Raw genomic sequence first — 26,414 nt, forward strand, 5'->3', positions numbered from 1 at the left:
GAGGGCGCTCGCTTTCGTCGGCGACCTACGCTGGACGACGTGAAGAAGTACGCACCGGCCCTGCTCGACGTCGTCCTGGTCATCGTGTTCGCCGCCCTCGGGCGCGCAAGTCACGACGAGGGGCTGACGCTGGCGGGACTGGCGAACACCGCGTGGCCGTTCCTCGGCGGCCTCACCGTCGGATGGCTCGCGACGGCGGCCCTCTACAAGGAGAAGTTCGATCCGTGGCTGGTCGTGCCGACCGGCGTGATCGCATGGGTGTCCACCGTGGTCGTCGGGATGCTGCTGCGCGTGATCACGGGCCAGGGCACAGCCGGTTCGTTCATCGTCGTCGCGTCCATCGTGCTGGGCGTGTTCCTGCTCGGCTGGCGCCTGCTCGCCGGGCTGTGGCTGCGGCGCCGCGTCGACGCCGCCTGACCCCGGCCGCGCGGAGGTGACCCTCCGCACCGCCGAAAGCCGCGCGCCGGAGGTGGCCGCGGTGCCAGAGTGTCAGCCATGAGCGAGACCGCCGCGCCCCCCGATCGGACGAAGGAACGCACCTTCTTCGGCCAGCCCTTCGCGCTGGCCAACCTGTTCGGTGTCGAGATGTGGGAGAGGTTCTCCTTCTACGGCATGCAGGGCATCCTGATCTATTACCTGTACTACTCGGCGGCCGACGGCGGACTGGGGATCAGCGAGCTCGCCGCCACGTCGATCGTCGGGGCGTACGGCGGCACGGTCTACCTGTCGACCATCCTCGGCGCGTGGATCGCCGACCGGCTGCTCGGCTCCGAGCGCACGCTGTTCTACAGCGCGATCCTCATCATGCTCGGCCACATCTCCCTGGCGCTGCTCCCCGGCCTCGGCGGCGTGGCGGTGGGCCTGGTGTTCGTCGCCGTCGGCAGCGGTGGCCTCAAGGCCAACGCCACCTCCCTGGTCGGGGATCTCTACGACGAGCAGGACACCCGGCGCGACGCCGGGTTCTCGATCTTCTACATGGGGATCAACCTGGGCGCACTGATCGGCCCGCTCCTCACCGGCTGGGCGCAGACCGAGCTGGGCTTCCACTACGGCTTCGGCCTGGCCGCCATCGGCATGGCACTCGGCCTGATCCAGTACACCCTCGGCCGCAAGCACCTGCGCGGGATCGGCGCCACGCCGCCGCACCCGCTGCCCGCCGACCGGCGCACCAGGGCCGCCGGCGTCGCCGTCCTGGCCGTCGCGCTGATCGCGGCGCTGTTCGGCACCGGGCTGGTCACCGTCGACAACCTGTCGGACGTCGTGGTCGCAGCGACCGTCGCCGCGTCCGTCGTCTACTTCGTCGTGATCCTGTCCAGCCGGCAGATCACCGCCGTCGAACGCAGCCGGGTGATCAGCTTCGTCCCCATGTTCCTGGCCAGCGCGGCATTCTGGTCGCTGTTCCAGCAGCAGTTCACCACCGTCGCGGTGTACGCCGACAAGAGGCTCGACCGCAACCTGTTCGGCTGGGACTTCCCGCCGGCGTGGGTGCAGTCGATCAACCCGGTGTTCATCATCGTGTTCGCGGGCGTGTTCGCCGCCGTGTGGACCCGGCTCGGCCCGCGGCAGCCGTCGTCGCCGGTGAAGTTCGCGATGGGCACCGTGATCATGGGCATCGCCTTCCTGTGCTTCATCCCGATGTCCGGCGGCGGCCCCAACAGCGCCCCCCTGCTCGGCCTCGCGGGCATCCTCCTGCTGTTCACGTTCGCGGAGCTGCTGCTCTCCCCCGTGGGCCTGTCGCTGGCGACGAAACTGGCCCCGCGCAACTTCCACACCCAGATGGTGGCGCTGTTCTTCCTGTCGGTGGCGCTCGGCACGGCCATGGCCGGCACCCTCGCCAAGTACTACGACGAGGCGAACGAGAAGCCGTACTTCGCCTGGGTCGGCCTCGGCTCGATCGCGATCGGCGTCGTGCTGGCGCTGCTGTCACCGTGGATCCGGCGGATGATGCGCGGAGTGCACTGACCGGTTCTCACCGCACCGCCAGCCACACCGCGAGCCCGAGGCCGGCGAGCGCGACCGTCACCCGCAGCACCTCGGGTGGGATGCGCCGGACGACGGGCGGCCCGCACCAGCCGCCCGCGACGGCGCCGAGCGCCATCGCGGCGGCCGCACCCCAGTGCACGGGGCCGAACACGGCGAAGCCGATCGCAGCGACGAGGTTGGCGACCCCCAGCAGGTAGCTCTTGAGGATGGTGGCGCGCCAGATGTGCTCGGAGGTGCAGATCAGGGTGAGTGCGAGGAAGACGACACCCGCACCCGCCCCGAAGTAGCCGCCGTACACCGCCACGACGAACAGCAGCGCCGAGTACGTCCGGGGCAGGTCCCGGCTCCCGGACAGGGCGCGGATCCGGGGTTGGGCCAGCAGCGCGAGGGAGGCGAACGCGACCATGTAGGGCACGACCGTCTCGAAGGACCCCGCGGGCGCCCACATCAGGACGACGGCACCGACGAGGCCGCCGAGCGCCGAGTACAGGGTCCACCGCCACAGCCGCGGGCCGGTGTCGACGACCTCGCGGGTCGAGTTGGCGAGCGCCCCGACGCCGACCCCCACCATCGCGACGGTGTTGGTGACGTTGGCGGCGACGGGCGGCAGCCCCGCGGCGAGCAGCGCGGGGTACGAGACGATGGACGCGAGGCCGGTGACGAACCCGATGAGCCCGGCGAAGAACCCCGCGACCGCGAGCAGCAGCAGGTCGACAGGGGTCACGACCGACAAACGTACCGGGGTCCGCTTCGGCCGGTCCGCCGAGGGCGGCAGCGGTCAGCGGTCGGCGGGCGGCTTGCCCAGCTCCCGCAGGAACATGTCGGCCATCTTCACCGCGCGGTCGCCGCCGTCGGCGTTGGCGACGAACACCGCGAACGCCAGGTCGCCGGTGTACCCGTAGAACCAGCGGTCGTCACCGCTCGCGGCCGCGATGCCGGACAGACCGGGGTGCCCCTTCAGGAACGATGCCGGGCCGCTGCGCACGTTCTCGGCCATCGCGGCGCGCAGCGCGTCGGTCACGTGCGGCGGCAGCGGTTCGGCGGCCTCCCCCACCGTCGCGGGCTTGCCCTGCACGATCGCGGGCAACGGTGCCTCCCCCCGCGCGACGGACGCGGCGAGCAGCGCGGCACCGAACGGACTGAGGAGCGCCTCCCCGCCGCCGTCCGAGCCGGAGAACTGCACCACACCGGACCGGTCCTCCCCGATCTGCGCGGTCTCGAAGTCGAAGCCGGGGACGTCGTAGTCCAGGCCGAGCCCGAGCCGGCGGGCGGTGTCGGCCAGATCGTCGGTGCTCACCGAGGCCGGGTCGACGCCCCGGTCCAGGCCCGCGGCCAGCCGCACCGGATCCAGCGTCTGCCCGGCCGGATACAGCCCGCGGGAGGCGACGGGTCCGAGTTCCATCGCCCAGTTGTTCACGTCCAGGGCCAGGACGCCGCCGGTGGACGGCTGGATCGCCACGATCGCCGCCGGGGTGCCCACGCTGACCACCGCCTCCTTGGCGGCGAGCTGGACGTGCGCGTCGAGGGTCGCCTGCAGGTCCGGCGGCGGCGGGCCCTGGAAGCCGGCGACCTGCACCGGGTCGGCGCCGGGCTCCTCGAGGGTGACGGCCCACCCGGCGGTGGCGTCACGCTCGAGCTGCCAGGCCGCGCGCAGCGGGTCCAGCAGCGGCGTGGAGATCCGCCGGTCCGCGCTGATCAGCGTCGGGGTCTTGACGACCACCACGCCGGGGATCGGGACGATCTCGTCCTCGAGGAACTGGTAGTCCTGGTCGCGCAGCTTCACTGCGGTGATGCGCGCCCCGGGGTCCGCCGCGAGGTTGCGCTGCAGCAGGTCGGCGGTGATGACCGGCGCGACGGGTTCGAGCACCTTCGCCAGCCGCGTCGTGGTGTCGACCGGGTCGGGCATGAGGGCGGGATCGACGACGACGGCGTTGATGGTCTGCTCGGCCATGAGCAACTGACCGGTGCGGTCGAAGATCTTCGGCGGCGCGGCGTCGGTGCGCACGTGGTGCACGGTGCGGGTCCGGTTCAGGTCGGGCACCAGCACCTGCGGGTCCCAGGAGATCCGCCAGCCGACGGCGAGGTTCTTCGCCACGCCGTCCACCTGGTATCCCCAGTCCTTGCCGGGTCCGAAGTTCCAGTCGGCGCCGAGGGTGAAGAACCCCGTCTGCTCGTTGAGTTCGACGAACTGGGCGACGTCGTAGTCGACGCTGCCGTCCTTCATGCCCTCGAACATCTGCCGGATCGACGCCTCGGCGGCGTTCGGGTACGACGTGAGCGCGGCAGCGCCGGCGGCGTCGCCCTCGTTCAGTTCCGCGACGAAGTCGTCGACGAGTCGCTGCGCATCGCTCCGGGGTTCACCGAACACGCACGACGCCATGCCGGCCGCGAGAACCACGACGGAGACCAGGGCTGTCACGCGGCCGCGCCCCCTGCGCCAGTCCCGAAAACCCATAACGACCAACCTTCACTTCTGTCACTTCAGTAACAAGCACGCCCTGCCTACGATGCGATCACGATTGCGCCACAAGCCGCGCATCACCCCCTCAGCAGGCGTCCCGCCACGTCCACTGCCGGCGCCGAACTGCCCGCTCCCGCAACGAAAACCGCGAACGCGAGGTCTCCCTGCGAGCCGACGAACCAACCGTGGGCACCGGTGCCATCACCGTACTCTGCCGTCCCCGTCTTACCGACGAGTTCGGGTAGGTCCCGCAGCGTGCTCGCGGTTCCACCCGTCACAGTCTCCCGCATCATCGTCCGCAACGCGGCAGTGACCTCCGCCGGCGCGGCACCAGGGGTGCGATCGGCCACCGTGGGCCGGCCCTCGACGAGCACCGGCAGCGGCGTCGAGCCGTGCGCGATGGACGCCGCCACGAGTGCCATACCGAACGGTGACGCCGTCACCCGGCCCTGGCCGATCGCGGACTCGACGCGCTCCGCCGGGGTCTGCGCCTCGGGCGCGCTGCCGGTGACCGTGACCAGTCCGGGCGTGACGTAGTCGACCCCGAGCCCGAACTGCAGGGCCGCGTCGGTGAGCGCGGTCGCCGGCAATCCCACCGCGAGCCGGCCCATCGTGGTGTTGCACGAGAAGGCGAAGGCCGTGTGCAACGGGACCGGACCGAGGTCGAAGCTGTCGTCGTTGGGGATGACGCGACCCTCGATGTTCGCCGTCCCGGGGCACGGCACCACCGTGTCGGGAGTCACGGCCCCGGCCTGCAGGGCGGCCGAGGTGGTGACGGTCTTGAACGTGGAACCGGGCGGATAGAGCCCCGTCAGCGCGATCGGTCCCTCGGCGTCGGCGGCGGCGTTCTGCGCCACCGCGCGTACCGCCCCGGTGGACGGTTCGATCGCGACGATCACCGCCGGCTGCGGCAGTGGCGCCAGCACCGCCTCGGCGCGGGTCTGCAGACCCAGGTCGAGCGTGGACTGCAGGTCCGGCGCCGGCGGACCGTCGGCACCGGCGACGCGGCGGGCGCTGCCGTCCCCGGACACCGCCTGCACGGCCCAGCCGGCGGACGCGTCCTGGCCCTGCTGCCACAGCTCCCCGAGCCCGGAGAGGACCGGGGACGCGAGCGCGCGGTCGACCGTCAGCAGCCGGGTCTGCCGGACGAGGGTCACGCCGGGCAGCGCGGCGAGCCGCGCCTCGATCGGCGCGATGTCCGCGTCGCGGAGGGTCACCGCGGTCACGGGCTTGCCCTCCGCCGCGGCGACGTCGGCGGCGAGCGACTCGGCGGTGACGGTGGGCGCGGCGGTCGCGAGCAGCGGCGCGACGGCCGCCGGGTCGGCGGTGGCATCGACGTTCACCAGCGTCACGACCTGCTGTTCGAGGATCGGCCACCCGCCACGGTCGAGCACGGACGGCGGCGGGCCGACGGTCGTCGTGTAGCTCAGCGTGGTGCCGGCGGTCAGGCCCGGGGCCAGCACCGCCGGGTCCCACTCGATGCGCCAGCCCTCCGCGTCGACGTCCAGGGCACTGCCGGACGTGCGGTACGACCAGTCCCGGCCCTCGGCGAAATGCCACGCGACGTCGAGTTCGAAGGTGCCGCCGTCGCCCGTGCCGGCGAGCTCGAGGTCGGGCCGGACCCCGCCGAGCCCCTCGAACGCGCCGTCGATCGTGGCGGCCGCCGCCTCGGGATCGGTGGTGAGCTCCGCCGCGGCCCGCACGTCACCGGCCTCGAGCGCCGCGGCGAACTCCCCCACGACCGTCTCGGGCTGGTCGGGCCCGAAGGAACACCCGGCGGCCGCCAGCGCGGCGGCGACGGTCAACAGGAGCGGAACCGGTCGGCGTCGGAGGAGTGGCACAGCAACGATCATGCCCGAAGCCGGACGGTGCCGTCGTTCACCACCGCCCGCACGTTGCGTACATGCTGCCTGTAGTGACGCGGCCCCCAATTCGGGAAAATCGATTGCCGGCCCCACGGACGCTGTTCTACCGTCGGTTCCTGTCACATTCCCGTCGATCGGAGAAGGCCGTTGCTCCTGTAGAGGTTTCGCCCGCCGCGCCGCACCTGCGCGCGGTACCGTCACCTATTCCGGGAGCAGCCATGTCACACCCTTCCCCGTCCTCGGGCCTTTCCCTGTCGGACCTGACCTTCGCCTGGCCGGACGGCACCGCCGTGTTCGACGGTCTCGACACCGCCCTCCCCGCCGGGCGCACCGGACTCGTCGGACGCAACGGGTCCGGCAAATCAACTCTGCTGCAGATCATGTCGGGTGAGTTTCAACCGACCCGGGGCTCCGTCACGGTGCGCGGCCGGGTCTCGCGGCTGCCGCAGGACGTCATCCTCGATCCACACCGCGCCGTCGACGCCGTCCTCGGCATCGACACCGTGCGCGCGGCGCTGCGGCGCATCGAGGCCGGCTCGACCGCCGTCGAGGACTTCGACGCCGTCGGCGAGCGATGGGACATCGAGGAGCGCGCCCTGGCCACCCTGCACCGCCTTGGCCTCGACCGAATCGTCGCCTCCCCCAGCGACTTCGAGCGCACCGTCGGCACCCTCTCCGGCGGCGAGGCCGTCCTGCTGGCGCTCACGGCACGCCTGCTCGACGAGCCGGACGTCCTGCTGCTCGACGAGCCGACGAACAACCTTGACTCGGCGGCCCGCGCGCGGCTGTACGACGTGCTGCGCGAGTTCGCCGGCACGCTCGTCGTCGCGACCCACGACCGCGACCTGCTCGAGCGGATCGACACCGTCGCGGAGGTGCGCGACGGGCGGCTGCGGCTGTTCGGCGGCAACTACAGCGAGTACGAACGCATCGTCGCGGCCGAGCAGGAGGCGGCACTGGCCGCGGTGCGCGACGCCCGGGCGGACGTGCGCCGGCAGGCACGCGAGCTGAGCGACTCGCACATCAAGCTCGCCCGACGAGAGCGCTACGGCCGCAAGATGTTCGAGAACAAGCGGGAACCGAAGATCGTGATGGGGGCCCGCAAGCGGCAGGCCCAGGAGTCGGCGGGCCGGCTCCGCCGCGAACACGAGGGCAAGCTCGCCGGCGCGCGCGAGAACCTCGAGCGCGCCCAGGGCACCGTGCGCGACGACCGGGAGATCCGGGTGGACCTGCCCGAGACGGAGGTGCATCCCGGTGCGCGCGTCGCCGAGGGACCGCTCGAGATCGTCGGCCCGGAGCGGATCGCGCTGCGCGGACCCAACGGCTCGGGCAAGACGACGCTGCTGCGCGACATCGTCGCGGCCGGTCCCCGGGTGCCGTTCGCGGTGCTGCCGCAGCGGCTGGACGTCTTCGACGAGTCGCTGTCGGTGGCGGACAACGTCGCGCTGCGGGCCCCGCATGCGTCGCCGCAGCAGGTCCGGGCACTGCTCGCCCGGTTCCTGTTCCGCGGCGCCGACGCGGACGTGCCGGCGGCCGCCCTCTCGGGCGGCGAGCGACTGCGGGCGGCGCTGGCGACCCTGCTCGCGGCGGACCCGGCTCCGCGGCTGCTGCTCCTCGACGAACCGACCAACAACCTGGACCTGCCCAGCCTGACGCATCTGGTGCAGGCACTGCGCGCGTACCGGGGCGCCTTCGTGGTGGTCAGCCACGACGAGCGGTTCCTGGCCGACATCGGGGTGACCCGGTCGGTCAGACTGGAACGGTGAGCCACGCGATCAACCCCGTCGACGGAACCCGCATCGCCTTCACGGTGATCGAATCGGACGCCGGCGCCGGCAGCCCGTCGCTGCTGCTCGCGCACGGCAGTGCTCTGTCGTCGGCCATCTGGCGGGGATTCGGATACGTGCGCCCCCTGCGCGAGCGGTACCGGCTGATCCTGCCCGACCTGCGCGGTCACGGCCGCAGCGACAAGCCGCACGTCCCCGACGCATACGCGATGGACCTGATCGTCGGGGACGTGCTGGCGGTCCTCGACGCCGCCGGCACCGAGCGCGTGCACTACCTCGGGTACTCGTTCGGAGCACGGGTCGGCTTGTCCCTGGCGGTGCGCGACGCCGGCCGGCTGCGGACGCTCACCGTGGGCGGCGGCAGTGCCCGCGCGCAGGCCGGGGCGTTCGATCGCCTGTTCTTCCCGGGATGCGCCGACGTGCTCGGGCACTACGGGATCGACGGGTTCCTCGAGGCGTGGGCGGAACACCTCGGTTCGCCCGTCGATGCCGCGACGCAGGCCGCGTTCCGGGCGAACGACGCCGCCGCCCTGGCCGCGTACATGCGACGGTCGGATCGCGAACCCGGGATCGACGACGCCGACCTCGCCGCCCTGGACGTGCCGACGTTGGCGTTCGTCGGTTCGGAGGACCGCGAACGGATCGACGACACCCGCGAGCTGTCGCGGACGATCCCCGGTGCCCTGCTCGCGGTGATCCGGGGATACGACCACGCCACGACGATCGCGGCGGCGCCGGAGGTGCTGTCGGTGGTCGGACCGTTCCTCGCGGCGCACGCCGGCCGATCGTCCGGCTAACTCACCGAGGGCGCCTCGTCCATCCACTGCACGAGCTGGTAGACGATGCCGTTCGGGTCGCGCATCTGGAAGTACCGCTCGCCCCACGGCTCGGTCTCGATCGGCGTGACGATCGGAACCCCCTCCGCCCGCAGTCGTTCGTACTCGTCGTCGATGGCGTCTACGACGAACGCGACGAGCGTCCCCTGCCCGGCGTCGCCGGCGATGCTTGCGGGCTTGAAGGTGCCGAGCCCGGTGCGCAGGAAGACGAGGCTGAAGCCCGCGTCCTCACGGGTGAGCGAGACGAACCCGTCCTCGGCCATCGTCTCGGTGAACCCGAGGTGACGGGTCACGAAGTCGGCCGACGCGGCCACGTCGGGAACGTTGAGGGACACGGCACTGGCGGTGATCTGCAAGGTGAACTCCTTCCGGTTGCACGACTCCGAACGTCCAGGACCCCCGTCCGGTTCCCGCGCCCCGCTACGGGGCCGAATGTGACACCGGATCGACGAGGTGTCACATTCGGCCCCCATGGGGGCGTTGTCCGCCGTCCGGAACCGGAGGACTCTCGGAATCACCCCTGTCCCTCTCATCCGGAGGCCCCACCGTGACGCACACCGTTTCCCCCGTCGACACGGTCGCCCAGCGCGTCCTCGACTCGGCGCTCGGCGCCGTCGATCTGATCGCGATCTATCTCGGCGACCGGCTCGGCTGGTACCGCAGCCTCGCCGCCGACGGTCCCGCCACCTCCGACGAGCTCGCGGCGCGGACCGGGACCGACCCGCGCTACGCCCGCGAATGGCTCGAGCAGCAGGCGGTGACCGGCCTGCTCGAGGTCGACGACGGCGATCCGCCGCGCTTCACGCTGCCGCCCGCGGTGGCCGAGGTCCTCACCGACGAGCACAGTCTCAACTACCTCGGACCCCTGGCCCGCATGTTCGCCGGGGTGTCCGCGCAGCTTCCGGCCCTGCTCGACGCCTACCGCACCGGGGGCGGCGTGAGCTGGGCGCAGCTCGGCACCGATGCCCGCGAGGGGCAGGCGGACATGAACCGGCCGTGGTACGAGAAGGCGCTGCCGGGCGCCCTGGCGTCCGTGCCGGACCTCGACGCGCTGCTGCGCCGACCGGGTGCCGAGATCGCCGACATCGGCTGTGGCGGTGCGTGGTCCACGATCGCACTGGCCCGTGCGTACCCGCAGGCCCGGTTGTTCGCCATCGACATCGATCCGGCGACCGTCGCCCTGGCCCGGACGAACGTCGCGGCCTGCCCCGACGTCGCCGACCGGATCACCGTCGTCGAGACCGACGCGGCGAGCCTGCCCGACGAACGCTTCACGGCGGCGTTCGCCTTCGAGTGCGTCCACGACATGCCACGTCCCGTCGAGGTGCTGTCCGCGGTGCGCGGCTCGCTCGCGGCCGACGGGGTCATGGTTGTCATGGACGAGGCCGTCGCCGACCGGTTCACCGCACCCGGCGACGAGGTCGAGCGGCTGATGTACGGGTTCAGCATCTCGTGCTGCCTGCCGGATGGCATGAGCCACCCGCCGAGCGCGGGAACCGGCACGGTGATGCGTGCGGACACCCTGCGCCGGTACGCGCTCGACGCGGGCTTCTCGGACGTGTCGGTGCTGCCGATCGAGGACTTCGGGTTCTGGCGGTTCTACCGTCTGACGCCCTGACCGGCCTCAGCACGACGTCGGCTGGCGCGCCTCCGACAGCAGTGCGGTGACGGTGTGCTTCATCAGTTCGGCGGCCTCGGCCACCGGCAGGTCCAGCACATCGCGCAACGCCACCCACGACGCCCAGGTGCTCGCCACCGCCACGGAGCGCACCAGCGTGGCCCGGCGCGACGCGTCGAGCGCGGCGAGTTCCGCCGCGAACAGCTCGTCGACCTCGTTGACCACACGTGCGATGTGCCGCAACCTGTTTCGCTGGATCCTCTTGGACTGCGGGGCCCGGATCGCCGACGCGCGCGCGAACGGCGCCATCCGCTCGAGCAGTTCGGCGCGCTGCCGGCAGAACGCGTCGATCCGCTCGTCGAGCGGCAGGTCGACGGGGACCGGGGCGAACGCGGTGTCCTGCCGCCGCAGCAGCTCCGTCCCCGTCTCCTCGAACAGCGTTTCCAGATCGTTGAAGTTCGCCCACAGCGCCCGGAGCGAGACCCCGGCCCGTGCGGCGATCTGCGCACCGGTCGGTTTCAGCTCACCGGCCTCGATCAGGGCGATGTGCGCCTCTATCACTGCGTGGCGGGTCCGTTCGGCCCGCGCGACGCGTCCGTCGGTGACGGTCACGTGTCCCTCCTCCCGTGTCGCCGACCGGTTCCTCCCAACCGGTGCGGCGCACTCGATTGTGCCAGGGCCTGTGTCACCGAGGGGGTGGCGCCGCGCGGGGGCGGGTCAGTCGTGGTCGAGGACGGGGGTGCGGGCGGTGGCCCGGACGATCGCGTCGTACAGCGAGCGAGCGGCGCGACGCGTGGCGCCGGCCCCTCGAACGAGGGTGAATCCGTGGAATACGCCCGGCCAGCAGTGCAGTTCGACGCGTACCCCGGCCTGCAGGAGACGCTGGGCGTAGACGAGCCCCTCGTCGCGGAGCGGGTCGAGTTCGTTGACGGTGAGGTAGGTGGGCGGCAGTCCGGTCAGGTCGGCCCGGCGCGCGGGCACGGACTGCCCGGTGGGCTCCTGCCCGCCGAGGTAGTGCCGCCAGCTCTGGGCGGCCTTGCGGTTGTCCCACACGGCGGTGGCGCCGCCGCCGCGCATGGAGGCGGTCTCGAGCCGGTCGTCGAGTGCGGGTTCGAGCAGGGCCTGCAGCGCGATGCGCGGGCCGCCCTCGTCCCGGGCCCGCAGCGCGACGGTCGCGGCGAGGGCGCCGCCCGCGGAATCGCCGAGGACGACGACGCGGTCCGGATCGATGTCGAGACATGCTGCGCCGGAAGCGATCCACTCGAGGACCGCGTAACAGTCGTCGGCGGCAGCGGGATAGGGGTGCTCGGGGGCGAGCCGGTAGTCGACGGAGATGACGACGGCACCGGTCGCGCGGGCGACGGCGGCGGCGAAGGCTTCGCTGTGGGCGGCGCTGCCGAGGACGAATCCTCCGCCGTGGATTTCGAGAACGACGGGCCGGCCCGCGGGGTTGCCGTCGGGACACCTGTCGGGCGTGTGGATCCGCACGGGCACCTCGGGGCCGCCGGGCGCGCCGGGGACGAGCCACTCCTCGACGGTGACACCGGTGGTGTCGGCGGGGCCGGCGGCCGCCACGATCGAGTCGAGGGTGCGACGGCCTCCGTCCACGTCGGCGAGATCGAGGTCGGGGAGGGTCGTCACCGCGTCGGCCAGTTCGGGATCGACGTCGGTCGAGACTGGCATGATCTCGGTCATGGCGACACGATAGTGGAATGTGCAGCGTAGGTGCAGATACCGGTCCCGGGTACCGGGATCCCGGACCGCGCGGCCCGGCCCGGGGTCCCGGTCACTCGGCGAGCAGGCCCTTGGCGATGTGCGTCACCTGGATCTCGTTGCTGCCCGCGTAGATCATCAGCGACTTCGCGTCCCGCGCGAGTTGCTCGACGCGGTACTCGGCCATGTAGCCGTTGCCGCCGAAGAGCTGCACCGCCTCCATCGCCACGTCGGTGGCCGCGCGCGAGGAGTACAGCTTCATGGCCGAGGCCTCGGCCAGGCCGACGGGCTTGCCGGCCTCCGTGCGTTCGATGGCGCTGAACACCATGTTGCGGACGTTGATGCGGGCGATCTCCATCTCGGCGAGCTTGAGCTGGATCAGCTGGAACCGGGAGATCTCCGCTCCCCACAGCTTGCGGGTGCGGGCGTAGTCCTTGCACAGGCGCAGACACTCCTCGATGATGCCGAGGGCCAGGTAGGCGATGCCGATCCGCTCGGCGGCGAAGGATTCGCGCGCGCTCTCCTTGCCGTCGCTGCGGCCACCCTCCTCGGTCTCGCCGAGCAGCCGGTCGCGGGTGATGCGGACGTTGTCGAAGAACAGCTCGCCGGTGGGCGAGGAGTTCATCCCCATCTTCTTGAACGGCGGGCTCTGGGTCAGTCCCTCCATGCCCTTCTCGAGCACGAAGGCGAGCACCTTGCGGTCGCGGCGGTCGATGCTCGGGTCGCCCTCGTCGAGCTTGGCGTACACGATGAGGACGTCGGCGTAGGGACCGTTGGTGATGAAGGTCTTCTGCCCGTTGAGGATGTAGTCGTCGCCGTCGCGCCGGACGGTGGACTTCATTCCACCGAAGGCGTCCGACCCGGAGTCGGGTTCGGTGATGGCCCAGGCGCCGACCTTCTCGAAGGTCACCAGTTCGGGCAGCCACCGCTTCTTCTGGGCGAGCGTGCCGCGGCTGCGGATGGTGCCCGCGGTGAGGCCGAGGCTGACGCCCATCGAAGCGACGAGCCCGAGGCTGACCCCGGCGATCTCGCTGTTGAGCAGGGCCGCCATACCGCCGGAGCCCATGCCGCCGCCCGGCTTGGCAGACGACGCCTCGCCGGCCTCCTCCCGGGCGAGGGCCTTGTTGAGGCCGTCGCGGGCCAGCTCGTCGATGCCGAAGGCGGAGAACAGTCTGCGGATGATGTCGTAGGGCGGCAGCTCACCGCTCTCGAGCCGATCCACGTGGGGGCGGATCTCCTTGTCGATGAATCCGCGCAGCGCGTCACGGAACATGAGATCGGTGTCGGACCACTCGTACATGCCTCGAAATATAGAACACGTTCTCGTGTACGTATACGGATCCGCGGAACCGGCAGTGACATCGGGCATATTTAGCCTACGATTAGTTAATGCACGATCTATTTGCGTAGACTCCTGATGTCGCCCCCGCACGAAAGGCCCGAGAGATGCGCACCCGCCCCGGCCCGCTCCAGTGGCTCGCCTACGCCGTCGGCCGCCCCCTTCCCGCCTCGATGCGCGAGTGGGTGCGCAACGACCTGATCGGCGACCACGCCGTCGCCCGCCACATGATCCGCAGCCAGGTCCCCTTCCTCCCGCTGTACGCCGCGTTCCTGCTCCTGCCCGGCCCGGTGTGGCTGCGCCTGTCGACGATGGGACTCGGCGTCGCCCTCGCGCTGTTCTTCTCCGCCGCCTACATGGCGCAGAACCGCCGGCGCCGGCTCGAGCGCAACGGCCTGCCGGGAGACCTCGAGAACCCCCGGCGCGTCCGGGAGCGCGACGCCGAGAAGGCCGCCTACGAGCGGCTCCACTCCACGATGCGCGCCGACCTGCGGACGCGGGGGTAAGGCGCAGTCACCTCTGCCGAGCTGACATTGCATAGGCGGGCCCGAGGAAGCTTCACCACAGGAAGACCAGCCATCGGTGTGGCTTTCAGCCCGAGCTCCGGGTGGTCACAGCTGATACGGCAGCGGCGTGCCGATCGCCTCCACCAACGGCAGAAGACGGCACCGATCGTCTCCTCCTCGAGCCGCGCGACGACGTCGACGGCGTCACCGCTCACGACGGTCGCGTTCGGCCCGTCGAGGGCCCCTTCCAGTGTGGTCGACACACCGTGCGGCATGCTCCTCATCCGGGTGACCCATGAGTCGTTCGCGCCGGACTCCTCGGTCCTCGAGGCCGGCAGTCGCACGAATTGCCGATAGGTAGTGGCTCCGAAGACCATCCGCCGCTCCGCGTCGTACAGGGCGAGGCGGTGGTCGAGCAGCGCGGGGCCCTGCGTGCCCCAGCAGCCGCGGTGGGAGCCGTAGCCGTCCGGGCTGGAGAAGGCGTCGAAGGTGGAGGTAGCGGTCCTGATGCTCTCCTCGAGAGCGGGCGATCGGGCGTGGATACAGACTGAAACCACGGCCGAACTCATCACCGTCGGACTCCAGACGTCCGGCCGCCCGGATGCCACCGACGGACCACCGCTCCACGGTGATCGGCATGCGCTAGGGAAGACCAGCCTTCGGCCTCCTTCCGGCGCCGGTGGTCCCACGGGTGCGCTGCTCGCCGCCCGGCTCGGCACGGGCGCCGCCGTCGGCTCCGGCCGACCGGCAGGTGCTCTAATTCGTCCCCGACTCATCCGGTCGCAGCGCCCGAAAAAGCCGGTCCGGGTCGAGTTCGGCTACCGGGGCCACCACCACACCGAGCGCCCGCGCCTCGGCCACCGCACGGGCCAACAACCGGCGGGCATACTCGTAGCGGCACCGAAGATCGTCGGTCAGCGCAACATCGCGCAGTGCGACTCCCGCGGGGACCTCCTCGAGCGCCTCCGCGACCAGAGACCGCACGATGAGAACCCCGGTCTGTACACCCTCGACCGCCCAACGCTGCTGCCACTGCATGCCGACCGCCCTCGACTCGGCCCAGCACCGATCACCCGCCGCCATTATCCGCCCCGCAGGCCCACGGCGTCACGCCTGGAACAAGGAGATCGCCGTCGGTGACGTGCCCGGTGTCGCAGACTGCCGCCGCGACGAGACGGGGGCGCCGCCGCGACGAGACGGGGTCGCCGGCCGGCAGGACCGGGTCGCCGGTCCGGGGGATGCAGGCGCCCGAGATCGACTCCGGGTGGACGTCGATTCGACTGCGGGAGGTGGCACGCCGCCCTCACACCACCCCGGTTTCGGATCCCGGAGTCCGAGCCGGGTGATGCGGTGACAAACGCCTGATCGTGGAGTTGAGTCGACTCTGTGCGTCCAACCAAACTGTCAGTCGCCCTGGGCCGAGAAGCCCTCGCCGCGCGTACCGAATCCGCGAACGGCTGGTTGCAGGGAACACCACCGGGACGGACGGTCCGGCGTGTCATCGACGGACTCATCGACATCGAGCTCGCCGACCGATCGATGAGCCTCGCAGCCAAGATCTTCACCTCGGTACTGCCGCTGATCATAGCCGCCTCGATCTTCAGTGACTGGGATCTGGCCACCCACGCAATCGAGGAACAACTCGGTATCGACTCGACCGACCTGTCGGCCTGGACCAGCGAATACGACGCCACCGACCCGACCTTCGCGGCATTCGGTGTCCTCGGATTGCTGCTGGTCGCCATCAGCGGCACATCATTCACCCGGACCCTGGCACGGATCTACGGAAAGATCTGGAACGTGCCGCCGATCAGCGCCCGCGATGCCTGGCGGTGGCTGGTGGTCCTCCTCTTGGTCGCTGCGTCGGCTGCGCTGATCGGCGTGATACGGCAGGTGTCCGGTCCGCACTTCGTCGGCAGGTCGCTGGCGATCCTCGGCGAACTGGCGGTGTGGGCGGTCGTGTGGACCGTGTGCCCGTATCTGCTCACCAGGGGCGCGTTGTCCGGTCGCGTGCTGTGGGCCACCGGGATGCTCACCGCGTCAGGCCTCACGGTGGTCCGTGCCGCAGGTCGGATCGTGCTGCCGAAGCTTACAGCCACAGCAGAGACGAAGTTCGGTCCCCTGGGGGTGGTGTTCACCTCGATCAGCTGGCTGTTCGCGCTGTCGATGGTGATCGTGGGTGCCGCGACGATCACCAAAGCACTCGCCCTCGACGAGAGTTACCTCGGCAGATACCTCCGCGGGCCGAGCGCCGGCGCCTGAGGTAGCCCGTCGCACTCGGACCCGTGAGAAGTAGCTGCCGACGGCACGATGAACCGTCCTGGATCGAGTGGAGACCTCGTTCAGGCCACCTCGAGGCCTGAGGCGGCGGTGGGACGGGGTTCGCGAGAGCGTGTCTCGTAGTCGATCGGCGAGAGGTATCCGATCGACGAATGCAGCCGGTCCGCGTTGACCAGCGCACCCACTCCGCGGTTTCCGTCTCCACTTCTCCGCTTGCGTCCGCACGGACCACAATCGGCCCGGTGGATCAATTCGATCTTGTAGAGCCCTACGGTCGGTTCCCTCATCGCGTTGTCGAGGGCGTCCCCGACGCCACCGATCGAGCCGGCGATGCCCGATTCGGTCCGTGCCTCGGTGAACGTCCGTGAGGTGCACTGACCGACCACATCCGGGCGATACACCAAACCCGTTGAGATGGAACGCAAATCGGTTCTCTTCCGGATGAACAGCGCTAACCCGTGCACGCCGCCGACGGCGCGGGGGCGTGCCGGTGTAGTTGAGCTCGGCCGCCGGCCCGGACGAACGGTGGTGGACGTTTTCCGGGTTACGCTCAACCGGCCCCAGAAGGACGATAGGAAAAGTGCTGTAATGCTCTGCAGTCAAACACTTTATCCGGTGTCGCCGTATACCGAAGCCGCGCGACGGGCAGGCCGGGTCCATCCCGGTCCGACGTCGGCGCGCCAGGGGGCGCGTCGTTCGACGATCGTCGGGTGGCGCGTCGTGATGCCGCGGACGTACGCGCGGAAGACGGCCCGTTCGCAGTCGGTATCGAGCAGCATGAGCTCCACAGTGTCGTGGCCACCTCGTCCGGGATCCGGAGGTGGTGCACCGGGCTCCTCGGCACGGCAGCGCACTGACCCAGCGGACCCCGATTCCCGGCGGTGGCGGCCCGCACCGGCGCACCCGACTGCTCGGCGAGACGGCGCGCCGGGCCGGGAGCCTCGTCCGGCAGCTCGCGAGAAAACAACGCCGATCGCCGACGAGCACGCTGTCAAGGACTCGACTCCGGGCACGTCCGTGGTCCGCAAGCCCAGGACCTATCCGATACGGCGGGGACGTACCCGATACCCCTGGTCCGTGAGCCATGCGCGGGCGCGACCAGCTCTGCGTTCGTCCGAGAACAGCCGATACCGGTGAAACTCGTTGGGCGACTGCGAGAGCACGTCCTTGAAGCGGCGGAAAGCGCCTCGCCCACCGAGCGCGATGCGCAGCTGCTCGGCCAGGGCGGGATCGGCCACCGAGTCGAGGAACACCTCCATGTCGCGGTAACCGGGGCGCGATCCGACGCACTCGACGAACAACCAGCGGTCAGGGTCGCCGTCCGCGTCGTCGTCGGACATCTCGTCGATGACCATGGCCGGCCACGTCTGCCCGGTCTCGAGGTCGAGACGGCCGCCGCCGTAGACGACGTCGCCTTCGAGCAGCGAGGACAGCTCGTCGAGATCGACCGCCAGTGGCCGGAGCATCGGAGTGGCCCGGCCCAGTGCGGCCTCGAGCTGGTCGGCGAGCTCCGCGTCTCCGGTCCAGCCACGCACGTGCAGCGCCGCGGCGCACCGGGCGGCCACCTCCCGCGCTCCGGGCAGCCGATCGTCGACGGCCGCGACGAGCGCGTCACCGATCAACTGCAAGACCGCATCGGCGGGTCGTCCCCGCACCAGCTCGAGGACCGTGTCGGTACTCGTGTGCAGAGCGGCACGCAGCGCCCGCACCGCGTGTTCGTCCCAGCCGGTGTCCATCGAGTGCCGACGATAATCGCACCGGCCCCGACGCGGCATCGTTTCGGCCTCCCGGTCGAACACTTCCCTGCCGCTGGCGACAGCCGCACCGTCCGATACGACGAGCGCCCAGGCGCCATACGGCCCATGACACCCCCGCACCGACATGAAACGAGATACTCGCTTTTCGGACTGCCTCACGGTCGAGCTGCAAATCCCGTTGCGGACTGACACCGAGGATCACTGCGATATCCCGCACCGACAGCCCAGGGCGGCGCAGATGCACCACCGCCGCCCGCGCAGCCTGCTCCTGCGCGCGAGCGGCTGCTTCGACCCGGGTCCGCGCCTGGCGTGCTTCGGCGATGGAACGACGGTCCGACCTACCACCATCTGCGGGCAAAGCAGAAGCCGCTGCTGTGGGTGCCCGATGCGGTGACCTGGTGCAGCTCCTGCAGGGACGAGCACCCTACCGCAGGTGCGCCGGCGGGTCGCCGGGGGTGATACCGAGGTGGATGTGATCGTGGTGGACGCGGTCGGAGAAGAAGCCCTTGCGTACTCCGTTGAGGTCGACAGGTCCACCGACCTCGGTGGCCCCCAACTCGGCGGCTCGCCGCATCAGTCGAAGCGGTCGATCGTCACCGGCCGGGGCGACCACCGGCCGACCGTCGATCTCGCGGATGTCCACGGCTCGTCCGACGGCGTGGTTGGACACCCGCGCGGTCGGAAACACCGTCTGGATGTGGCCGGTATGCATCACCTGGACTGTCAGGGTGAACTCCCGGGACAGTGCGTGGAGTATCGCCAGCAGCTGGGTGTCGATCCTGCCGGTGCGGACGTCGCTCCGGGCGGGGTCCGGCAGGACGATCTTCGGGTTGGCGAGCACCGCTGCGGCCGTGTCGGTCAACGGCAGCGGCGAACCCAGCGAGGTCGGTGGGACGACTCGCTCGACGGTCCAGCTGCCGCCGGGTTCTCGGGCCAGCCGCACGTCCACGACGAGTTCTCGGATCCAGGGCCCCGAGACGGTGCGCAGGTTCTGACCGACCAAGGCGATCACCGCCGCGGTGTCGCGGGCCAGCCCGCCGTACTGCGGATAGACCACGGTCAGTTCCCCGGCGCGGGCGGTGGACGGTTGGAGGACGGACGCGGTCGCTGCCGCCGCCGGTGACGCGCCGGCCCGGACGAGGTTGTCGACGGCCGTCCCGTCGTCGCTCCAGTTGCCGGCGGTTTCCAGAAACGCCGCCGCGGTGCGCTTGATCTCCGGGGACACTTCGCCTGGGGCCGGCCGCCAGCGACTCGCGTCGGCGGACAACGGAGAACGAAGTGGGCCGGCTCCGGGACCAGGGTGAGGTTGCTGCGGTGTCGGCGTGGTTGCCGGGTGCGCAGGTTCGGACGGGGTCGACTCGACGGCGCACGATGCCACTGCGGCGGCCGAGCCCGCGGTCAGCAACGTCAACAGCTGACGCCGGGTCAGATTCATCAGGGATCTGTCCCGCACCGGTCGCAGAAACTGCCGGGGCGGGCCGGAGGCACGACGGGGTGGCGATAGCTGCGTACGGCGACGCCGTCGCGGGTGAGGTGTTCTCGCACCGGGCTCCATCCCAGGTGTTCGTAGAACGCGCCGGCGCCGTCCGGGCCGGCGCTGGTGAGCAGCTCGGCTGTTGCAGCGCCCCGCTCGTGCGCATGGGTGAGAAACAGCTCGACCAGGCACGCACCGACGCCGCTACCCCGCAGCGGCGGCCGGACGGCGACCGCGGCCAGCAGAGCTACCGGCACGGGATCGATCTGGGCCGAGTGCGCGGCAGGCCGTGAGGTGATCGTGCGAAGAAGGCGTCGGGTCCACGGCCCCGCCCGTGTGCGCAGGAACCGCACCGCCAGTGGTGGGTGATGCAGCAGCGACAAGGCTGCGGTCGAGGCCAGGGCCAGCATGCAGCGGCGGTCGGCCAGCACTGCCCGCATGTGTGCCGATTCGTCGGTCGATCCGAACAGGAAGGCGCACACGTCCTCGCCGGAGTCGCACCGACGCTCCGCGACGAACGCCACTGCATGCGGTGAGTCGAGGAATGTCCTGTGCCAGCGACGCATGAAACGCGGCCCCAGAGCGGGGAAGAACCCGACAGGCAGCTGCTCGATGTGCAGTTGCGCTGTGGCGTCGAGATCGGCGGCAGTGGTGCCTCGCAGGACGAGATCGTTCGCGGTCAACGGACCGGGCCGTGGAGAAGGCGCCGGTCGGGCACGGCACCGCGGGCGGCGGCGACGCAACGTCGGTCGGTACACGAACCGGTTCCCCTTCTGCGGTCAGGTCAGGCCGGGCATGCCGTGGTCATTTCTCGACGTCGCATCTCTCGATACGGCCGCCGAATCTCCGACGCAAGGCCGGACAGCATTGCGCCGATCACTGGGCACGGAGTCTTCTGCGCCGCAACTGGGTGGTCCGGGCCGTGAGATGGCGGAACCCGAGCGATCGCGCCGACACGAGGAGGGCGACGCGCGTCGCGGCTCCTCCCGCGGGCTCAGAAGCACGTGGCGTAGTTGACGGTGTGGTCGTACCCGAACAGGGTGCTGCTCCTCACGGACGACGGCCTGCCCTCAACCCTCTTCCCCGGTCCGGACCGGGGAAGACGAAGTCCTGTCTCGAGTGTGCCCCCGGCGGTATGGCTTCGCCGCGTTTCCGATGAATCTGCTCGAGACCCGAGCCGGGCGCCTCACGGAGCGGATCTTCGCCGAAAGCCACGGCTGGGCCGAAACGGGGCTGCCGGACTCGGCGGTCAGGACAGCAACGGGACGGCGGTAGCCTCGGGTCGTGATCGAGCACCACCTCGATCTCCTCGACGGAGCATCCTCGATGCAGATGCACGGCGTCGGCGACCATCTCCGGGACCTGGTCGAGCCGACGAGCCTGGGCTGCGGCCTCAGGGCCTCAGGGGGCGCGGTGTCCGCCACCCGAGCGAACTCGTCCGCGGCGGTCTCGACCGTCACCTCCGGCTCGCGGGCGTGGAACTGGACGCTCGTCCCGGTTCGCCGGCGCCGGCCCCCGAGCGGCCGCGTCATGCCGACATGGATACATACCGTCTGAATGTCTTACCGCCTAATGTAATTCGATACTGTTGGACGTCACAGCATCAATTCGGTGAGACAATCCAGGAGTCGAAGGGAGGCGCATGATGGTCCAGGCACGAACCGTGATCGGTGAGAGCGTCGAGGAGTCGATCGGGGGTGGCGAGGACGTCGCGCCACCGAGGCTCGGGCCGGCCGTCGGCGCCCTGGCCGACGTGTTCGGTCACGGCCGGGCGGTGGCCCGGCACGGCGTGTCGTTCGGCAGGGAACTGGCGAAGATCGCCGTCGGCCGGTCGACGGTGGCTCCGGCGAAGGGGGACCGCCGGTTCGCCGACTCGGCGTGGAGTGCGAACCCCGCCTACCGCCGGCTCGGGCAGACCTACCTGGCGGCAACCGAGGCCGTCGACGGAGTCGTCGACGAGGTCGGTCGCGCGATCGGCCCGCGACGCACGGCCGAGGCCAGGTTCGCCGCCGACATCCTCACCGCGGCCCTGGCCCCGACGAACTACCTGTGGACCAACCCTGCGGCGCTGAAGGAGGCGTTCGACACCGCCGGACTCAGCCTCGCACGCGGCACCAAGCACTTCGTCTCCGATCTGATCGAGAACCGGGGCATGCCGTCGATGGTCCAGCGCGGCGCCTTCACCGTCGGGAAGGACCTTGCGGTGACCCCGGGTGCGGTGATCTCCCGCGACGAGGTCGCAGAGGTGCTGCAGTACACCCCGACCACGGAGACGGTCCGCCGCCGGCCGGTGCTCGTGGTGCCCCCGCCGATCGGCCGGTACTACTTCCTGGACCTGCGGCCGGGACGCAGCTTCGTCGAGTACAGCGTGGGCCGGGGCCTGCAGACCTTCCTGCTGTCGTGGCGCAATCCCACCGCCGAGCAGGGCGACTGGGACTTCGACACGTACGCGGGCCGGGTGATCCGGGCGATCGACGAGGTGCGGGAGATCACCGGCAGCGACGACGTGAACCTGATCGGTTTCTGCGCCGGCGGGATCATCGCCACCACGGTGCTCAATCACCTTGCCGCGCAGGGCGACACCCGAGTGCACAGCATGGCCTATGCGGTGACGATGCTGGACTTCGGTGATCCGGCACTGCTCGGCGCGTTCGCCCGGCCCGGCCTGATCCGGTTCGCCAAGGGCCGGTCCCGCCGCAAGGGCATAATCAGCGCCCGCGACATGGGGTCCGCGTTCACCTGGATGCGCCCGAACGACCTGGTGTTCAACTACGTCGTCAACAACTACCTCATGGGTCGCACCCCACCGGCCTTCGACATCCTCGCCTGGAACGACGACGGCACCAACCTGCCCGGCGCCCTGCACGGTCAGTTCCTCGACATCTTCCGTGACAACGTGCTCGTCGAGCCCGGCCGGCTCGCCGTGCTGGGCACGCCCGTCGACCTGAAGTCGATCACCGTGCCCACGTTCGTCTCGGGCGCCATCGCCGACCACCTGACCGCGTGGCGCAACTGCTACCGCACCACCCAATTGCTCGGTGGAGAAACAGAATTCGCGCTCAGCTTCTCCGGGCACATCGCCAGCCTGGTCAACCCGCCGGGTAATCCGAAGGCACACTACTGGACCGGGGGCACACCCGGCCCGGACCCGGATGCCTGGTTCGAGAACGCCGAGCGGCAGCAGGGCAGCTGGTGGCAGGCCTGGGCCGACTGGGTGCTCGCCCGCGGCGGGGAGGAAACCGCCGCGCCGGACGCACCCGGCAGTGCGCAGCATCCCGCGCTCGACGCCGCCCCCGGCCGGTACGTGCGCGACCTGCCCGCCGGCTGACCGCCCGTCCCCGGTGACCCGGAATCGGACCCGGACCCGGACGGGTGTCCCACCACAGCGGTAGTGACGACCGCTCTGCTCCTGCTGGAGACCCGCTCTCCGGCACCTTGGAGACGTCTCGGGTTTGCAACGCCTTCCGATCGTTGCATCGACCCATGGAACGGGCGCCTCCCGTACCCGTCGGACAACGCGCAGACGCACCCGACGGCGTGGTGACACCACACCGGCGCAGCGTTCTGCTGTGGACACCGAGGGCATGCACCTCGGAAAACACGAGACCCCGCGAGCCCGCGACGACTGCGACGGCTCCTGGCCGCGGAGAGAATCGGCCACCGCCCATTGCCTCCGGCGGATTGAGGGAGCAGGGTGAAGCACGGGGGAATGACCGGCGACGCCGCGTCGGCGCCGCCCTGAGGAGAAGGGTGCCGATCATGTTCGCACGCTCCACCACGATTCACGCGCATCCGTCGTACATCGACGCCGGGATCAAGCACGTACGCGACACCGTGATGCCCGCGCTGGCGGACATCGAGGGCTGCCTCGGAATGTCCCTGCTGATCGATCGCGGCTCGGGCCGGTGCATCGCGACCAGTTCGTGGCGGGACGAGGAATCGCTACGCGCCAGCGAGGGCCCGGTGCGGACGCTGCGTGACGCCGCCGCCGAGATCTTCCACGGCACCACGGAGGTCTCGCGGTGGGAGATCGCTGTCATGCATCGCGACCACCATTCCGAGCGCGGGGCCTGGTGCCGCGTCACCTGGATCAAGACCGAGCCGGCCCACATGGACCGCGGCGTCGACATGTGGAAGATGGCCGCACTGCCCCAGATGGAGGAACTCGACGGATTCTGCAGCGCCAGCCTGATGCTCGACCGCGCCGCGGGTCGGGGCGTGTCGTCGCTGACGTTCGACAGCGCCGAGGCGATGGAACGCAACAGAGAACGCGTCGACAGCATCCGGGCCGAAGTGGCTCGCGCGGCGGGCGCCGAGGTGCTCGATACCTGCGAGTTCGAGCTCGCCATCGCGCACCTGCACGTCCCCGAGATGGCGTGAGCTGATCAACTTTCGAGAAGGACGACCCCGGCCGGTTGCGCCGGCTGCCGCAGCGACCGGCCGTCATTCGAAGATCGAATATGTGCTCGGGCAAGGGGAGCGGTCTACGCACCGAAACCGTGTCCGAAGACATGAATGCCGTGTCCGAAGACGTAGATTCAGGGACCTGAGACCGGTCACCATCACTCACACCCGGTGGGGGCGCGGCGGTGCGAGGCCGGATAGGAGGCCGCCATGATCGAAGTCGAGGACAGCATTGTCATCGCGCGCCCGATCGGCGAAGTATTCACCTTTGTCGCGGACCAGACCAACGCTCCCCGATGGCAAGACGGATTGCTGGAAGTACGCCGGATCACCGCCGGACCGCCGGGAGTAGGTACCAGGCATGTCGCTGTCCGTAGATTCATGGGACGCAAGCTCGAGCTGACCAACGAGTACGTCCACTACGAGCCGAACACGAAGATCACCTTCACCGGGGCTTCGGGACCGAGCAGTTTCGAGGCGGCGTATCTGACCGACACGACGGCCGACGGGACCCGGGTGACGTGCCGCATGCGGATGGAGCAGAGGGGCCTCTTCAAGCTCGGTGACCCGCTGGTTGCTGCCGGCCTCCGACGGGAATTTGCCGTGAACCTGGAGAACCTCAAGGGTCTGCTCGAAACGAAGGCCGACGGCCACCTGCCGACGAAGGACCGTGTCATGCGTGTCGACCGTTCGACAATCGACCTGTCCGGCTACCCGGACCTGGTCGTCGTCTACCTCGGAATGCGCGTGAATCGTCCTCGCGGCTTGCTGCGGATGCTGGGGCTCGGACCGCAGATCAACCGATCGTGGAAGGACAAGCCCGACGGGCTGCTGCTGCACGAGGACTTCATCTGGTCCCTGCTTCCGCCCCACGCCGGGATGCGGCAATACTGGCGCGACCTGGACAGTCTGGAACGCTGGACCCGCTCCGACCCGCATCGGCTCTGGTGGCGCACGTTCCTGCGCGACTCCGGCGGCACCGGGTTCTGGCACGAGACCTACTTCATGCGCGGCGGCGTCGAGGCGATCTACGACGACATGGCCGAGCCGACCGGTCTCGCGCGGGTTGCCCCACGCGTGCCGGCCCGCGGAGCGATGTTCTCCGCACGACGGCGCGCGGGCGACACGACGCCGGCAACGGTCGCGCCCGTGGTCTTGGAGAGCGACTACTACGCCGACGAACCGGAGACACGCTGACCTTGCTCCCGGGTGTTCCGACTGGGCGCGGCGACCGGTCCGGGGAAGTAGCCCCCGCCGGGCCCCGACTGCGGTTCCGCCCGGCCCCGGCGCTGCAGACAGGGATACCCGTCGCTCGCGGTGGTTGTCACAGGGGGCCGGTTATCGGACGAGTCTGACTTCGACGAGAGCCGTGCCCGGGTAGTTCTTCTCCGCTCCGTCGGGCAGGAAGCCGTTGCGGCGATAGAAGCTGTGCGCGCGGGGATTGTCCTCGGCGACCCAGAGTTGCGCACGGTCCCCGGCCAGAACCGCGTCCAGAAGTTCCTGCCCCGCACCACTCCCGTGGTGTTCGGGCAGGAGATAGAGGGTGTAGAGCTGAAGATCTCGGACGGGGTCCTCGTCGTCTATCGGTATGCCTGCAGAAGCGAACCCGACAATCTCCCCGTGAGCCTCTGCAACGCGCAGTCGCGGCGGCCGCCGCGGCCCGTTCAGCATGGAGCGCCACATGGCCTTCCGCTGTTCGAGCGCGTCGTCGTCGAAGAAGGAGCTCGGGAGAAGGTGCCCGTACGTGACGCGCCAGGTGACGATCAGCACCCGAGCGATCGCATCGGCGTCGGCCGGTCCGGGCGCCCGCACGTGGAACTCCGAAGCCTCCCGCACGGTTCGAGACTAGCAACGCGGGCAGATACCGCACGCAGGGCTCGTCGGAGGGCCGATGCCGACCCTGACCGATTCGGCGAGCCCTGTCAGTCCTCGTACGGCGCGAGGACGTAGATCGGGATCTCCCGCTCCGTGCGCCGGGCGTACACCTCGTAGTTGGGCCACACCTCCACCAGCACCTCCCAGTGGATCGCCCGCTCGCTGCCCTCCGAGCGTCGCGGTACCACCACGGTCTCGCGGCCGCGGTAGGTGACCCGGGCCTCGTCGGCGGCGTCGAGATTGCGGGCCCAGCCGGGCAGCTCCGGCATCCCCCAGTTCGAGCCGGCGACGAGCCAGGCGTCGTCGTGCGGAACGCCCAGCAGCGGCGTGTTCCGCTCGACCCCGCTCTTGCGGCCGCGGACCGTGAGGACGAGCTCCGGCAGGCCGGCCAGGGTGAGCAGAGTGACGCGGCCGAACGTGACCCGCTGGATGGTGTGGTCGACGGTGACGATCTGCTTGCCGAACCGCGGCAGCCACGGCTGGCTCCCCAGTTTCACCGCCACCGGCCGGATCGGA

General features: G+C 70.3%; 25 protein-coding genes and 1 pseudogene. 11 read left to right on the forward strand and 15 right to left on the reverse strand.

Annotation, left to right across the window (positions count from 1 at the left end; all coding sequences use genetic code 11):
* Positions 1–39: 39 nt before the first annotated feature.
* Entirely contained in the window at positions 40–417 is a 378-nt protein-coding gene (locus tag ISO16_RS12710) for a DUF3054 domain-containing protein (RefSeq protein WP_006941502.1), read from the forward strand.
* 78 nt (positions 418–495) lie between these two features.
* A complete protein-coding gene (locus ISO16_RS12715) occupies positions 496–1,962 on the forward strand; it encodes a peptide MFS transporter (RefSeq protein ID WP_006941500.1) in 1,467 nt (488 codons plus the stop codon).
* A gap of 7 nt (positions 1,963–1,969) precedes the next feature.
* Here the strand turns inward: ISO16_RS12715 and ISO16_RS12720 are convergent, their stop codons facing one another.
* The 3 genes from ISO16_RS12720 to ISO16_RS12730 all read right to left on the reverse strand — a co-directional run bounded on the left by ISO16_RS12720 (position 1,970) and on the right by ISO16_RS12730 (position 6,297).
* Positions 1,970–2,707 carry a sulfite exporter TauE/SafE family protein gene (locus ISO16_RS12720; RefSeq protein ID WP_006941495.1) on the reverse strand — a complete coding sequence of 246 codons (738 nt, stop codon included), beginning with the start codon at positions 2,705–2,707 and terminating at the stop codon, positions 1,970–1,972.
* A gap of 54 nt (positions 2,708–2,761) precedes the next feature.
* Positions 2,762–4,438: an NTF2-like N-terminal transpeptidase domain-containing protein gene (locus ISO16_RS12725; protein ID WP_072636287.1), complete on the reverse strand. Its 1,677-nt coding sequence runs from the start codon at positions 4,436–4,438 to the stop codon at positions 2,762–2,764.
* A gap of 83 nt (positions 4,439–4,521) precedes the next feature.
* Positions 4,522–6,297 (reverse strand): penicillin-binding transpeptidase domain-containing protein, encoded by a 1,776-nt coding sequence (locus ISO16_RS12730; protein ID WP_072636288.1) that lies wholly within the window; start codon positions 6,295–6,297, stop codon positions 4,522–4,524.
* Positions 6,298–6,527: 230 nt separating this feature from the next.
* Here ISO16_RS12730 and ISO16_RS12735 point away from each other — a divergent pair, with 230 nt between their 5' ends.
* Together ISO16_RS12735 and ISO16_RS12740 are read left to right on the forward strand one after the other, a co-directional pair.
* Positions 6,528–8,075, forward strand: a complete 1,548-nt coding sequence (locus tag ISO16_RS12735) for an ABC-F family ATP-binding cassette domain-containing protein (protein ID WP_072636289.1) — start codon at positions 6,528–6,530, stop codon at positions 8,073–8,075.
* Positions 8,072–8,893 carry an alpha/beta fold hydrolase gene (locus ISO16_RS12740; RefSeq protein WP_043802696.1) on the forward strand — a complete coding sequence of 274 codons (822 nt, stop codon included), beginning with the start codon at positions 8,072–8,074 and terminating at the stop codon, positions 8,891–8,893. The genes ISO16_RS12735 and ISO16_RS12740 overlap by 4 nt, the downstream gene beginning before the upstream one ends.
* Here ISO16_RS12740 and ISO16_RS12745 read toward each other — a convergent pair.
* Positions 8,890–9,288, reverse strand: coding sequence for a VOC family protein (locus tag ISO16_RS12745; RefSeq protein ID WP_072636290.1), 399 nt, complete (start codon positions 9,286–9,288; stop codon positions 8,890–8,892). The genes ISO16_RS12740 and ISO16_RS12745 overlap by 4 nt on opposite strands.
* 191 nt (positions 9,289–9,479) lie before the next feature.
* Between ISO16_RS12745 and ISO16_RS12750 the strand changes: the two genes are divergently transcribed.
* Positions 9,480–10,550 carry a class I SAM-dependent methyltransferase gene (locus ISO16_RS12750; RefSeq protein WP_072636291.1) on the forward strand — a complete coding sequence of 357 codons (1,071 nt, stop codon included), beginning with the start codon at positions 9,480–9,482 and terminating at the stop codon, positions 10,548–10,550.
* Between the two features lie 6 nt (positions 10,551–10,556).
* Here ISO16_RS12750 and ISO16_RS12755 read toward each other — a convergent pair whose 3' ends face one another.
* From ISO16_RS12755 to ISO16_RS12765, 3 genes are all read right to left on the reverse strand, one after another.
* The gene (locus tag ISO16_RS12755; RefSeq protein ID WP_006941488.1) at positions 10,557–11,162 is read right to left on the reverse strand and encodes a TetR/AcrR family transcriptional regulator; all 606 of its coding nucleotides are present in this window, start codon (positions 11,160–11,162) and stop codon (positions 10,557–10,559) included.
* Between the two features lie 105 nt (positions 11,163–11,267).
* Positions 11,268–12,245 (reverse strand): alpha/beta hydrolase, encoded by a 978-nt coding sequence (locus tag ISO16_RS12760; protein WP_072636292.1) that lies wholly within the window; start codon positions 12,243–12,245, stop codon positions 11,268–11,270.
* 91 nt (positions 12,246–12,336) lie between these two features.
* On the reverse strand, positions 12,337–13,563 hold the full coding sequence (locus tag ISO16_RS12765; protein WP_072636293.1) for an acyl-CoA dehydrogenase family protein: 1,227 nt from the start codon (positions 13,561–13,563) through the stop codon (positions 12,337–12,339).
* A gap of 146 nt (positions 13,564–13,709) precedes the next feature.
* Here ISO16_RS12765 and ISO16_RS12770 point away from each other — a divergent pair, with 146 nt between their 5' ends.
* Positions 13,710–14,108 (forward strand): DUF5313 family protein, encoded by a 399-nt coding sequence (locus ISO16_RS12770; RefSeq protein WP_072636294.1) that lies wholly within the window; start codon positions 13,710–13,712, stop codon positions 14,106–14,108.
* A 167-nt stretch (positions 14,109–14,275) separates the two neighbouring features.
* On the opposite strand, the pseudogene ISO16_RS28700 reads toward ISO16_RS12770, so the two are convergent.
* Positions 14,276–14,677: pseudogene (locus ISO16_RS28700) on the reverse strand (dihydrofolate reductase family protein); the annotation flags it as partial.
* Positions 14,678–14,864: 187 nt separating this feature from the next.
* Complete coding sequence (locus tag ISO16_RS12775; protein WP_139310911.1) at positions 14,865–15,146, reverse strand: hypothetical protein; 282 nt, start codon at positions 15,144–15,146, stop codon at positions 14,865–14,867.
* Between the two features lie 348 nt (positions 15,147–15,494).
* Here ISO16_RS12775 and ISO16_RS12780 point away from each other — a divergent pair, with 348 nt between their 5' ends.
* Positions 15,495–16,370 (forward strand): hypothetical protein, encoded by an 876-nt coding sequence (locus tag ISO16_RS12780; RefSeq protein ID WP_072636296.1) that lies wholly within the window; start codon positions 15,495–15,497, stop codon positions 16,368–16,370.
* A 626-nt stretch (positions 16,371–16,996) separates the two neighbouring features.
* Here ISO16_RS12780 and ISO16_RS12785 read toward each other — a convergent pair.
* From ISO16_RS12785 to ISO16_RS12800, 4 genes are all read right to left on the reverse strand, one after another.
* Complete coding sequence (locus ISO16_RS12785; RefSeq protein WP_174824758.1) at positions 16,997–17,167, reverse strand: hypothetical protein; 171 nt, start codon at positions 17,165–17,167, stop codon at positions 16,997–16,999.
* 258 nt (positions 17,168–17,425) lie between these two features.
* A complete protein-coding gene (locus ISO16_RS12790; RefSeq protein WP_139310912.1) occupies positions 17,426–18,124 on the reverse strand; it encodes a UPF0158 family protein in 699 nt (232 codons plus the stop codon).
* A 445-nt stretch (positions 18,125–18,569) separates the two neighbouring features.
* Positions 18,570–19,370 (reverse strand): extensin family protein, encoded by an 801-nt coding sequence (locus ISO16_RS12795; RefSeq protein ID WP_230304535.1) that lies wholly within the window; start codon positions 19,368–19,370, stop codon positions 18,570–18,572.
* A 209-nt stretch (positions 19,371–19,579) separates the two neighbouring features.
* On the reverse strand, positions 19,580–20,302 hold the full coding sequence (locus tag ISO16_RS12800) for a GNAT family N-acetyltransferase (protein WP_072636298.1): 723 nt from the start codon (positions 20,300–20,302) through the stop codon (positions 19,580–19,582).
* 601 nt (positions 20,303–20,903) lie between these two features.
* Between ISO16_RS12800 and ISO16_RS12805 the strand changes: the two genes are divergently transcribed.
* The 4 genes from ISO16_RS12805 (at position 20,904) to ISO16_RS29000 (ending at position 25,220) form a co-directional block, all read left to right on the forward strand.
* Positions 20,904–21,176 (forward strand): hypothetical protein, encoded by a 273-nt coding sequence (locus tag ISO16_RS12805; RefSeq protein ID WP_072636299.1) that lies wholly within the window; start codon positions 20,904–20,906, stop codon positions 21,174–21,176.
* An 88-nt stretch (positions 21,177–21,264) separates the two neighbouring features.
* On the forward strand, positions 21,265–22,947 hold the full coding sequence (locus ISO16_RS12810) for a PHA/PHB synthase family protein (protein WP_072636373.1): 1,683 nt from the start codon (positions 21,265–21,267) through the stop codon (positions 22,945–22,947).
* A gap of 422 nt (positions 22,948–23,369) precedes the next feature.
* The gene (locus tag ISO16_RS12815; protein WP_072636300.1) at positions 23,370–23,999 is read left to right on the forward strand and encodes an antibiotic biosynthesis monooxygenase; all 630 of its coding nucleotides are present in this window, start codon (positions 23,370–23,372) and stop codon (positions 23,997–23,999) included.
* A 234-nt stretch (positions 24,000–24,233) separates the two neighbouring features.
* On the forward strand, positions 24,234–25,220 hold the full coding sequence (locus tag ISO16_RS29000; protein ID WP_308410823.1) for a monooxygenase family protein: 987 nt from the start codon (positions 24,234–24,236) through the stop codon (positions 25,218–25,220).
* Between the two features lie 141 nt (positions 25,221–25,361).
* Here the strand turns inward: ISO16_RS29000 and ISO16_RS12830 are convergent, their stop codons facing one another.
* On the reverse strand, positions 25,362–25,859 hold the full coding sequence (locus ISO16_RS12830) for a GNAT family N-acetyltransferase (RefSeq protein WP_230304537.1): 498 nt from the start codon (positions 25,857–25,859) through the stop codon (positions 25,362–25,364).
* Between the two features lie 86 nt (positions 25,860–25,945).
* Positions 25,946–26,401 carry a nitroreductase/quinone reductase family protein gene (locus ISO16_RS12835; RefSeq protein WP_230304538.1) on the reverse strand — a complete coding sequence of 152 codons (456 nt, stop codon included), beginning with the start codon at positions 26,399–26,401 and terminating at the stop codon, positions 25,946–25,948.
* Positions 26,402–26,414: the final 13 nt, after the last annotated feature.

Source organism: Rhodococcus sp. M8 (genome assembly GCF_015654185.1).
In the GTDB taxonomy this organism is placed as follows: Bacteria; Actinomycetota; Actinomycetes; order Mycobacteriales; family Mycobacteriaceae; genus Rhodococcus; species Rhodococcus aetherivorans.

Bases quoted from the DNA above. Each gene is read 5' to 3' on its own strand.
- ISO16_RS12715 (WP_006941500.1), top strand. From the start codon at position 496: ATGAGCGAGACCGCCGCGCCCCCCGATCGGACGAAGGAACGCACCTTC.
- ISO16_RS12725 (WP_072636287.1), bottom strand. From the start codon at position 4,438: ATGGGTTTTCGGGACTGGCGCAGGGGGCGCGGCCGCGTGACAGCCCTG.
- ISO16_RS12730 (WP_072636288.1), bottom strand. From the start codon at position 6,297: ATGATCGTTGCTGTGCCACTCCTCCGACGCCGACCGGTTCCGCTCCTG.
- ISO16_RS12735 (WP_072636289.1), top strand. From the start codon at position 6,528: ATGTCACACCCTTCCCCGTCCTCGGGCCTTTCCCTGTCGGACCTGACC.
- ISO16_RS12760 (WP_072636292.1), bottom strand. From the start codon at position 12,245: ATGACCGAGATCATGCCAGTCTCGACCGACGTCGATCCCGAACTGGCC.
- ISO16_RS12765 (WP_072636293.1), bottom strand. From the start codon at position 13,563: ATGTACGAGTGGTCCGACACCGATCTCATGTTCCGTGACGCGCTGCGC.
- ISO16_RS12770 (WP_072636294.1), top strand. From the start codon at position 13,710: ATGCGCACCCGCCCCGGCCCGCTCCAGTGGCTCGCCTACGCCGTCGGC.
- ISO16_RS12775 (WP_139310911.1), bottom strand. From the start codon at position 15,146: ATGCAGTGGCAGCAGCGTTGGGCGGTCGAGGGTGTACAGACCGGGGTT.
- ISO16_RS12785 (WP_174824758.1), bottom strand. From the start codon at position 17,167: ATGCTGCTCGATACCGACTGCGAACGGGCCGTCTTCCGCGCGTACGTC.
- ISO16_RS12790 (WP_139310912.1), bottom strand. From the start codon at position 18,124: ATGGACACCGGCTGGGACGAACACGCGGTGCGGGCGCTGCGTGCCGCT.
- ISO16_RS12810 (WP_072636373.1), top strand. From the start codon at position 21,265: ATGGTCCAGGCACGAACCGTGATCGGTGAGAGCGTCGAGGAGTCGATC.
- ISO16_RS29000 (WP_308410823.1), top strand. From the start codon at position 24,234: ATGATCGAAGTCGAGGACAGCATTGTCATCGCGCGCCCGATCGGCGAA.